9 protein-coding genes are annotated in these 8,691 nt (G+C 74.0%); 7 read left to right on the top strand and 2 right to left on the bottom strand.

Annotated elements, in window-relative coordinates:
* The 5 genes from DZG00_RS09215 to DZG00_RS09235 form a co-directional block, all read left to right on the top strand.
* The coding region (locus tag DZG00_RS09215; protein ID WP_119455558.1) for a YidC/Oxa1 family membrane protein insertase at positions 1 to 546 on the top strand (546 nt) is incomplete at its 5' end.
* A gap of 64 nt (positions 547 to 610) precedes the next feature.
* Positions 611 to 1,522, top strand: a complete 912-nt coding sequence (locus DZG00_RS09220; protein ID WP_119382875.1) for an alanyl-tRNA editing protein — start codon at positions 611 to 613, stop codon at positions 1,520 to 1,522.
* Between the two features lie 123 nt (positions 1,523 to 1,645).
* Positions 1,646 to 2,170 carry a hydophilic protein gene (locus DZG00_RS09225; RefSeq protein WP_233549158.1) on the top strand — a complete coding sequence of 175 codons (525 nt, stop codon included), beginning with the start codon at positions 1,646 to 1,648 and terminating at the stop codon, positions 2,168 to 2,170.
* A gap of 24 nt (positions 2,171 to 2,194) precedes the next feature.
* Complete coding sequence (locus DZG00_RS09230; protein WP_119382877.1) at positions 2,195 to 3,229, top strand: aldo/keto reductase; 1,035 nt, start codon at positions 2,195 to 2,197, stop codon at positions 3,227 to 3,229.
* Positions 3,230 to 3,329: 100 nt separating this feature from the next.
* A complete protein-coding gene (locus tag DZG00_RS09235) occupies positions 3,330 to 4,103 on the top strand; it encodes a lysophospholipid acyltransferase family protein (protein ID WP_119455559.1) in 774 nt (257 codons plus the stop codon).
* A gap of 264 nt (positions 4,104 to 4,367) precedes the next feature.
* On the opposite strand, the gene panD is transcribed toward DZG00_RS09235, so the two are convergent.
* Complete coding sequence (panD, locus tag DZG00_RS09240; protein WP_119383149.1) at positions 4,368 to 4,784, bottom strand: aspartate 1-decarboxylase; 417 nt, start codon at positions 4,782 to 4,784, stop codon at positions 4,368 to 4,370.
* Positions 4,785 to 5,062: 278 nt separating this feature from the next.
* Here panD and DZG00_RS09245 point away from each other — a divergent pair, with 278 nt between their 5' ends.
* A complete protein-coding gene (locus tag DZG00_RS09245) occupies positions 5,063 to 6,151 on the top strand; it encodes a YihY/virulence factor BrkB family protein (protein WP_119455560.1) in 1,089 nt (362 codons plus the stop codon).
* A gap of 46 nt (positions 6,152 to 6,197) precedes the next feature.
* Here DZG00_RS09245 and DZG00_RS09250 read toward each other — a convergent pair whose 3' ends face one another.
* Positions 6,198 to 7,724: a cryptochrome/photolyase family protein gene (locus tag DZG00_RS09250; protein ID WP_119382985.1), complete on the bottom strand. Its 1,527-nt coding sequence runs from the start codon at positions 7,722 to 7,724 to the stop codon at positions 6,198 to 6,200.
* Positions 7,725 to 7,869: 145 nt separating this feature from the next.
* Here DZG00_RS09250 and DZG00_RS09255 point away from each other — a divergent pair.
* On the top strand, positions 7,870 to 8,691 hold an 822-nt coding region (locus DZG00_RS09255), incomplete at its 3' end, for a glycosyltransferase family A protein (protein ID WP_147359962.1).

The following is an 8,691-nucleotide window of genomic DNA, read 5'->3' on the forward strand; positions in this document are numbered from 1 at the left end:
CTGCGTCGCCGCCACGCCGGGAAGCCCGAGCAGCTCGCACGCGCGACGCAGGAGCTGTACGCCCGCGAGGGCGCGTCGCCGCTCGCCGGCTGCCTGCCGACGCTCGCGCAGGCGCCCGTGCTCGCGGCCGTGTACGCCCTGTTCGTGCACGCGCGGATCGGCGGCGAGGCGAACGCGCTGCTGGCGGCGCCCTTCGCGGGGATGCCGCTCGGCACGAGCGCGCTCGCGGCCGCCGGGCTGGGGGTCGTGCCTGTGGTCGTCTCGATCGCGGTGCTCGGGCTGCTCGCCGTGGTGGTGGAGGTCCGACGGCGCGCGGACCTGCGGTTCCAGGGGCCGCCCGTGCCCGCCGACCCGGCGATCCCCGGCATGGCGGGGATGGCCGGCATGATGCGCGTTCTGCCGTTCGTCACGGTCGTCTTCGCGGGCGTCGCACCGCTCGCCGCCGCGCTCTACCTGCTGTCGAGCGCCGCGTGGACCCTCCTCGAGCGCGCGGTGCTGCGGCGCCTGCTCGGCCGTGCGGCGTCCCGCGGGGCGGCACCCGCGTGATCCGCGGGTCCGGTCCGCCGCGCCCGGTCTGCGAGGATCGACGCACACCGAGCCGGGAGCCGCCATGACCTCCACCCCCGCGGGCGCCGTCGCCCTGCCGCCCACGCGCGTGACCTACCCGGCGGGATCCGTCGCCTCCGAGGGGACCGTCCTCCGCGTCGACGACCTGGCCGACGGCACGCGCGCCGTCGTGCTCGACGCCACGGCCTGCCACCCGGTCGACGCGGCCTGGCCCGACCAGCCGGCCGACCGCGCCGTCCTCCGCGTGCGCGGGTCCGGCATCGAGGTGCTCGACTGCCTCGTCGGCGCAGCGGAGGCGGATCCCGACAGCGGGCGCCCCGCGCTGCACGTCGGCGCCGACGTGCCCGTGAAGAAGGGCGCGGAGGGCTGGTCGTTCGTGGCCGTCCACGTCGTGCCGGGCGACGCCGACGTGCGGGAGGGTGACGCGGTCGAGGTCGCGGTGGATCCCGAGCACCGCCGCGCCCTGAGCGCCGGCCACACGGGCTGCCACCTCGCCTCGCTCGCCCTCGACCGCGCGCTCGCGGACGCGTGGACCAAGGACGTGCCGGTGGACGCGCTCGGCGCCCCCGGGTTCGACGCGCTCGCCATCGGCACCTCGCGCATCGGGCCCTGGTCGTCCGTCGACACCTACCGCCTCGGCAAGTCGCTGCGGAAGAAGGGCTTCGTGCCCGCCGCGCTCCTCGACCACCTCGACGAGGTGCGCGCCCGTGTCGACGCCACGCTGGCCGGCTGGGTCGCGTCCGGAGCGGCCGCCCGGATCGAGCGCGAGGGCGACCTGCTCACCTCGCGCCGCTCCTGGGTGTGCGAGCTGCCCGACGGCACCGCGCGGATCCCCTGCGGCGGCACGCACCTCGCCGGCCTCGACGAGCTCGCCTCCGTCACGGTCGACCTCGAGGCGGAGGAGGCCGACGGAGCCGTCACGGTGCGGATGCGCACCACCTGCGTCGCGGCCTGACGCACCCGGTCGGGGACTCCGGTATCCCCGCACCTCCCGCGTCGGGTAGCGTTGAGACGCGCCGTCCGGCCGACCGGCATCCTCGGTCCGGCGACGGCGCGGCGATGGAAAGTGGTATCGAACGTGGCAGCAACCCCCGCGACGAAGTGCTCGGTCTGCGGCAAGGCGAACCCCGTCGGCATGGCCACGGGCAACATCCTCGACCACGGTCGCAACCACGAGCGCTGCCCGGGTTCGGGGAAGCCGCCCGCTGTGTCGACCAAGCCCGCCTCGGCGGCCGCGAAGTCGGGCACCGCCCCGTCGCGGAAGCCGGCGAGCGCCGCGGCCAAGCGCGAGCCCAGCCGCGGGACCACCCCGGCCAAGGCCGCCGGCCCCACGCGCGGCGTCACCGTGCGCCGCGTCGAGGTCGACACCGAGCGCCTGCGCCTGCGCGAGGAGAAGCTCGAGCGGATCCGCGTGCAGCGCGAGGAGGCGGCCCGCCGTCGCCTCGGCGACTACATCGTGCCGCTCGACGCCGACGGCCAGGAGGCCCCCGAGGCCGACATCACGCTGGAGACCATGGACGACGAGGCCGAGGCCACCGTCGAGCCCGGCGCCTCCACCGAGTCCGACGTCGCGCCCGCCGATGCCGCGGACGGCCGCCCCTGACGCCTAGCGCGTAGCGTGGCGCTCATGACAGAGCCGTCCACGGACCAGCCCACCACCCACCTCGGCCGCACGGGCGTGGAGGTCTCGCGCCTCTGCCTCGGCACCATGATGTTCGGCGCCTGGGGCGAGACCGACCACGAGAAGTCGATCCGGGTGATCCACCGCGCCATCGACGCCGGGATCACCTTCATCGACACCGCAGACATCTACGCGTACGGCGAGTCGGAGGAGATCGTCGGCAAGGCGATCGCGCAGTCCGGCCGCCGCGACGACCTCATCCTCGCCACCAAGTTCTTCAACGGGATGAAGCCCGAGGCCAACTTCCGCGGCGGCTCGCGCCGCTGGATCATGCGCGCGGTCGAGGACTCCCTGCGTCGCCTCGGCACCGACTACATCGACCTCTACCAGATGCACCGACCGGACGAGCACACGGACATCGAGGAGACCCTCGGCGCGCTGACCGACCTCGTCGCGCAGGGCAAGGTCCGCTACATCGGCTCGTCGACGTTCCAGCCGAGCCAGGTCGTGGAGGCCCAGTGGGTCGCACGCGAGCGCGGCACGGCCCGCTTCGTCACGGAGCAGCCGCCGTACTCGCTCCTCACCCGCGGCGTCGAGGCGGATCTCCTGCCCACGACCCAGCGTCACGGCATGGGCACCCTCGTGTGGAGCCCCCTCGCCGGCGGCTGGCTGTCGGGCAAGTACCGGAAGGGCCAGGACATCCCGAAGACGCACCGCAACGACCGCGACCCGTCGCGCTACGACCCGTCCGACCCGAAGTTCGAGGCCGCCGACCAGCTGGGCGCGCTCGCCGACGAGCTGGGCGTGCCGCTCGTCCACCTCGCGCTCGCGTTCGTGCTGCGGCACCCGGCGGTGTCCAGCGCGATCATCGGCCCGCGCACCATGGAGCAGCTCGAGTCCCAGCTCGACGCGGCCACCCTGGAGCTCGACGCCGCGACGCTCGACCGCATCGACGAGATCGTGCCGCCCGGCCTCAACGTGAACCCGGCCGACACGGGCTTCTCGAACTACTGGCTGGATCCCGCCCGCCGCCGTCGCTGATCCGCGGGCACGGCCCGACAGCCGGGGGCGGGGTCGACCCGCCGATCCGCCGAGCGACGGCTCCCGGTCGGCGTCGATGCTGCCCCCGTATGGTCGGTGCATGAACCGCCGCACCCGCGAGCCCGTGTACGGGACCGCCGTCATCCTGGGGCGCGCGCTCTTCGGATCCCTCCGCCTCCGCCTGGTCGCCGACGGCCGCGACCGCATCCCGGACACCGGCGGCGCGGTCATCGCCATGACCCACTTCGGCTACCTCGAGTTCGCGCTGGTCGAGTGGGCGACGTGGCTGCACAACCGCCGGCGGATCCGGTTCATGGCGAAGAGGAGCGTGTTCCACAAGCCCGGCGTCGGCTGGGTGATGCGCCGCATGCGCCACATCAGCGTCGACATGACGGCGGGCGCCTCGGCCTACGCCGACGCCGTCGCCGCCCTGCGCGCGGGCGAGCTCATCGGCGTCTTCCCGGAGGCGGGCGTGAGCGCGTCGTTCCGTGTGCGCGAGCTGAAGACCGGCGCAGCGCGGCTGGCCGCCGAGGCCGGCGTCCCGATCGTGCCCGTCGCCGTGTGGGGCGGCCACCGGCTCCTCACCAAGAACCGCCGCATCCGCATGCGCGACCGCGTCGGCGTGCCCGTCCACGTGCGCGTGGGGGAGCGGATCCCCGTGGCGCCCGACGCGGATCCGCGCGAGGTCACCGACGCCCTGCGCCTCGAGCTCCAGCAGCTGGTCGACGACCTGCAGTCGTCCTACCCGGTGGACGGCCGCGGCGCGTGGTGGCAGCCCCGGCACCGGGGCGGCACGGCGCCGACGCCCGAGGAGGCCGCGGCGGCCGATGCGGAGCGCGACGAGCGGCGCAGACGCCGCGCGGAAGGACGCTGACCGGAGGGGATCGAGAGGGAATGAGACCGGCCCGGGCCTTCGAGGCCCGGGCCGGACTGCGCACGTGAACGTCTGTTACCCGCAGACGAACCGGCTGGTGCGGTACCGCTCACCCGAAGAGCCGTACCGGATACCTTCACGGTAGCCGCGCATGCTGACGATCCCCCGGACTGCGCGGGAATGTACCCCGTATTGGGGGGAAGCGCTTGTGTCCGTCGTTTGGGGGACCCAGTACAGTTGCCGGTCCGGCCGAGGCGGCTCCGATCAGGCTCGCTCGGACAGCGGGGAGCGCTCGAGGCCAGGCGCGGGCGGCGCTGTCGGGTCGGCGTCCACGGCGCGGATGCGGTTGCCGGCGTCCACGTGCACCACGCGCGGCTCGAGGACGCGGGCCTCCTCGGTGGTCATCTGGCCGTAGGCGATGAGGATCACGACGTCGCCGACGCCCACGAGGTGCGCGGCCGCGCCGTTGATCCCGAGCACGCCGCTGCCCCGCTCGCCCGCGATCGTGTAGGTGTCGAGCCGCGCGCCGTTCGTCACGTCGACGATGCTCACGCGCTCGCCCACGAGGATGTCCGCGGCGTCGAGCAGGTCGCGGTCGACCGTGACCGAGCCGACGTAGTGCAGGTCGGCGTGCGTCACCGTGGCGCGGTGGATCTTCGCGGTCATCATGGTGCGCAGCATGCGGCGTCCTCTGCTCGTGCGGTGTCCGTGCGCGCGTCGGCGGAGCACGGTGATCGCCCGGGCGATCACGGAAGTGGAACGCGCGCGAGCGGGCGGATGTTCCGGCGGGTGCCGGATCCGCGGCCGCGCGAGGCCCTCGGCGAGTGTACGAGACGCGTGACGCCGTCGCCGTCCCGCGGTATGGCAGGCACGCCGTGGTCGGCGCGGCCTAGGCGCGCCGCCGTGCGCGGGCCACGCTGGGGGAGGGGACCCGACCCGAGCACACCACGGAGGCACCAGTGGCACGACGAGACACGGCCGGCACCATCGAGGACCGGCCCGATGAGGACGACGCGCGCAAGCCCGACTCCCCGACGGAGATCGAGAAGCCGTCCTGGAAGTACGTCCTCCGGAAGACGATGCGCGAGTTCGGATCCGACCAGTGCACCGACATCGCGGCGTCGCTCACCTACTACGCGGTGCTGTCGCTGTTCCCGGCGCTCATCGCGATCATCTCGCTGCTCGGCGTGTTCGGGCAGGGGCCTTCGACGGTGGACGCGGTCATCGAGGTCGTCCGGCCGATCGCGCCGAGCGCGGTCGAGCTGCTCGAGCCCATCATCCAGGGCTTCGTCGAGTCGCCCGCCGCCGGATTCGCCCTCGTCTCGGGCATCGTGCTCGCCATCTGGTCGGCCTCCGGGTACGTCGGGGCGTTCACCCGGGCGATGAACCGCATCTACGAGATCCCCGAGGGCCGCCCGTTCCTCAAGCTCAAGCCCATGCAGCTCGCCGTCACGGTCATCGGCATCGTGATCCTGCTGATCTGCGCGCTCATCATCGCGATCTCCGGCCCCGTCACCGACGCCATCGGGGAGGCGCTCGGCCTCGGGCAGACCGTGCAGGTCGTCTGGTCCATCGCCAAGTGGCCGGTGCTCGCGTTCGCGATCGTCCTGCTCATCGCGATCCTCTACTACGCCACCCCGAACGCGAAGCAGCCGAAGTTCCGCTGGATGAGCATGGGTGCGGCCATCGCGCTCGTCGTGTTGGTCGTCGCCTCGGTCGGCTTCGCCTTCTACGTGACGAACTTCTCCAGCTACGCCAAGAACTACGGCGCGCTCGCCGGGGTCGTGGTGTTCCTGCTCTGGCTCTGGATCGCGAACCTCGCGCTGCTGTTCGGTGCCGAGTTCGACGCCGAGCTCGAGCGCGGACGTCAGCTCCAGGCCGGCATCGCGGCCGAGGAGACGCTGCAGCTGCCGCCGCGCGACACCGTCATCAGCGACAAGAAGGCCGCCGCGGAGCGCGAGGACGTCAAGCGCGGCCGCGGGATCCGCGAACGCCACGACCGCGCCGAGCGCCTCGGCGGCGGGGACGACCAGGGCGACCGCGCCTGACCCGACCGGCTCCGGGCCCGCGCCTTCGCCGCGCGGGCCCGTCGGGTCAGCGGTCCTTGACCTCGTCGTACGCCGCGAGCGCCCGCTGGCGCGACTCCTTGAGGTCGACGATCGGTGCCGGGTAGGCCGCGAGCCCGCCGTCGGCCGCCCCGTCGGCGTCGTCCTCGGCGCTCGCGACCAGGTCGCCCATCGCCTTCCACGGCTCGTGCACGACGTCCCGCGGCGCGTGCGCGAGCTCGGGCACGTAGGAGCGGATGTACTCGCCCGACGGGTCGAACTTCTGCCCCTGCAGCACGGGGTTGAAGACGCGGAAGTAGGGGGCGGCGTCCGCCCCGGATCCCGCGACCCACTGCCAGCTCGCCGCGTTGTTCGCCGCGTCCGCGTCGACGAGCGTGTCCCAGAACCACTGCTCGCCGTGGCGCCAGTCGATCAGCAGGTTCTTGATGAGGAACGACGCGACGACCATGCGCACGCGGTTGTGCAGGTGGCCGTCCTTCCACAGCGCGCGCATGCCCGCGTCCACGAGCGGCACGCCGGTCTCGCCGCGCTGCCAGGCGCCGAGCGTCTCGTCGCGCGGCTCGTCCCAGGGGAACGCGTCGAAGCGCGGCGTGAAGTTGCGGCTCGCCAGATCGGGGTGGTGGTACAGCAGGTGGTAGCTGAACTCGCGCCAGCCCAGCTCGGACAGGAACTTGGTGGCGTTGACCTCGTCGCCGCCCACCTTCTTCCCGCGGGTGCGCTGGATCCGGTGCCACACCTGGAACGGGCTCACCTCGCCCCAGCGCAGGTACGCCGACAGGCGCGAGGTCGTCATCGCCGCGGGCTCGTCGCGCTGGGCGGCGTAGTCCTCGAGCTCGTGGTGGACGAAGTCCTCCAGGCGCCGCAGCCCGGCGGCCTCGCCGGGGTCGCAGGCCTCGCGGAGGCCTGCCGCCCAGTCGGGCTTCGTCGGGAGCAGCTCCCAGTCGTCGAGGTCGTCGGAGCGCGGGGTCTTCCGCGGGCTGTCGAGGGTTTCGGGCGCGGGCAGCGGCCGACGCGGCTCCTCCCGCTCCTGCGCGGTCTTCCAGAACGGCGTGTACACGCGGAACGGCTCGCCCTGCTTGTTCGTCACCGTCCACGGCTCGACCAGCAGCGACCCCTGGAAGCTGCGGACGTCGAGGCCGCGGTCACCGAGGTCCTTCTTGATCGCCGTGTCGACCGCGATCTCCGCGCCGCCGTAGCGCCGGTTCCAGAGCACGGCGCCCGCGCCGACCTCGGCCACCACGTCGTCGACGACGTCAGCTGCCCTGCCGCGCCGCAGCACCAGCGGCGAACCGAGCTCCCGGAGCGACTCGCCGAGACGCGACAGGCTCATGTGCAACCACCAGCGGGCGGCGCCGCCGAGCGGGCGGATCCCGTCGCTCTCCTCGTCGAGGACGTACAGCACCACGATCGGCTCGCCCCGCTCGACGGCGGCGTGCAGGGCCGGGTTGTCGGCCACGCGGAGGTCGTCGCGGAGCCACACGATGCTCGGGCCGTGCGCGTCGGGGGCGTCCTCCCGGTCGGCTGATCCGCGGTCGGGGGCGTCGTCGTCGCTCATGGATCGAGCCTAGGACGGCGCCCGGCGGGCGACCGGGCCGTGGGCGCTGCGCGCGCAGCGCCCGGCGGCACGTAATATCGCACATGGCAGTGCGCGTCCGTCCGGGGCCGACCGCCCACCGAGACCCACCGTCGTCGAGAGGCCCATGGACGATCAGAGCACGCCCCTGCCCCCGCCTGAGCGCCCCGGGCCGGCGCCGCGCGACGCCGTATCGGCGGTCGTGGTGGCGGGCGATGCGGGATCCACCATCGCGGCGACGCTCGCGTCGATCCTCGGGCAGACGCTCCCACCGGAGCGCGTGGTCGTCGTGGTCGCGGGCAGCCACGACGACACCTTCGCCGTGGCCCGGACGTTCAACGGCCGCCACGAGCACGCCCGCCCCGGTGGTGGTGCCGGTGCCGGAACAGCAGCTGGCCCGGCCAGCACGACCGTCACGGTCATCGACCGCGGACCCCGCGAGAGCTCGCTCCGGTCCGCGTACGGATTCGCCCTCCGACTGGTCGGCGACGAGGGGCGTGTCCTGCTCGTCTCGCCTGACGCCGAGCTGGAGCCCCGCGTCCTCGAGCTCCTCGTCGCCGCCCTCGACCGGGATCCGGACGCCCTCTCGGTCTCGGCCGGCCTCGATCCGCGGCCGAGCGGATCCCGCGGCCCCCTCGCGGCCGCGCTCCGGCTCCTGCAGCGCCACTGGGCCATGGGCGCCGTCGAGACGGGGACCGACCTCGGTCTCACCGGCCCCGTCCCGTTGGCGCCGGCCACGCTCCTCCGGCTCCCCGCGCGGCATCCGGGATCCTCGTCGCCCGCTGCCTCCGAGGGGATCCTCACGGCCCTGCTCGCCGGGGACGACCGCTCCGCCCTCGTGCCCGGCGCCCGCGCCCGGGTCGACACGGCCGTCACGTGGGGCACCATGCGCCAGCGTCGCGACCGGTGGGGCGCGCACGTCACCCGGCTGACCCGCGGCAGCGCGCCC

The organism is Clavibacter lycopersici, assembly GCF_003576405.1.
GTDB classification, from domain to species: Bacteria; Actinomycetota; Actinomycetes; order Actinomycetales; family Microbacteriaceae; genus Clavibacter; species Clavibacter lycopersici.

Excerpts from the sequence above, each read along its gene's own strand:
- panD (WP_119383149.1), bottom strand. The coding sequence starts at position 4,784 with ATGCTGCGCACCATGATGACCGCGAAGATCCACCGCGCCACGGTGACG.
- DZG00_RS09230 (WP_119382877.1), top strand. The coding sequence starts at position 2,195 with ATGACAGAGCCGTCCACGGACCAGCCCACCACCCACCTCGGCCGCACG.
- DZG00_RS09235 (WP_119455559.1), top strand. The coding sequence starts at position 3,330 with ATGAACCGCCGCACCCGCGAGCCCGTGTACGGGACCGCCGTCATCCTG.
- DZG00_RS09250 (WP_119382985.1), bottom strand. The coding sequence starts at position 7,724 with ATGAGCGACGACGACGCCCCCGACCGCGGATCAGCCGACCGGGAGGAC.
- DZG00_RS09220 (WP_119382875.1), top strand. The coding sequence starts at position 611 with ATGACCTCCACCCCCGCGGGCGCCGTCGCCCTGCCGCCCACGCGCGTG.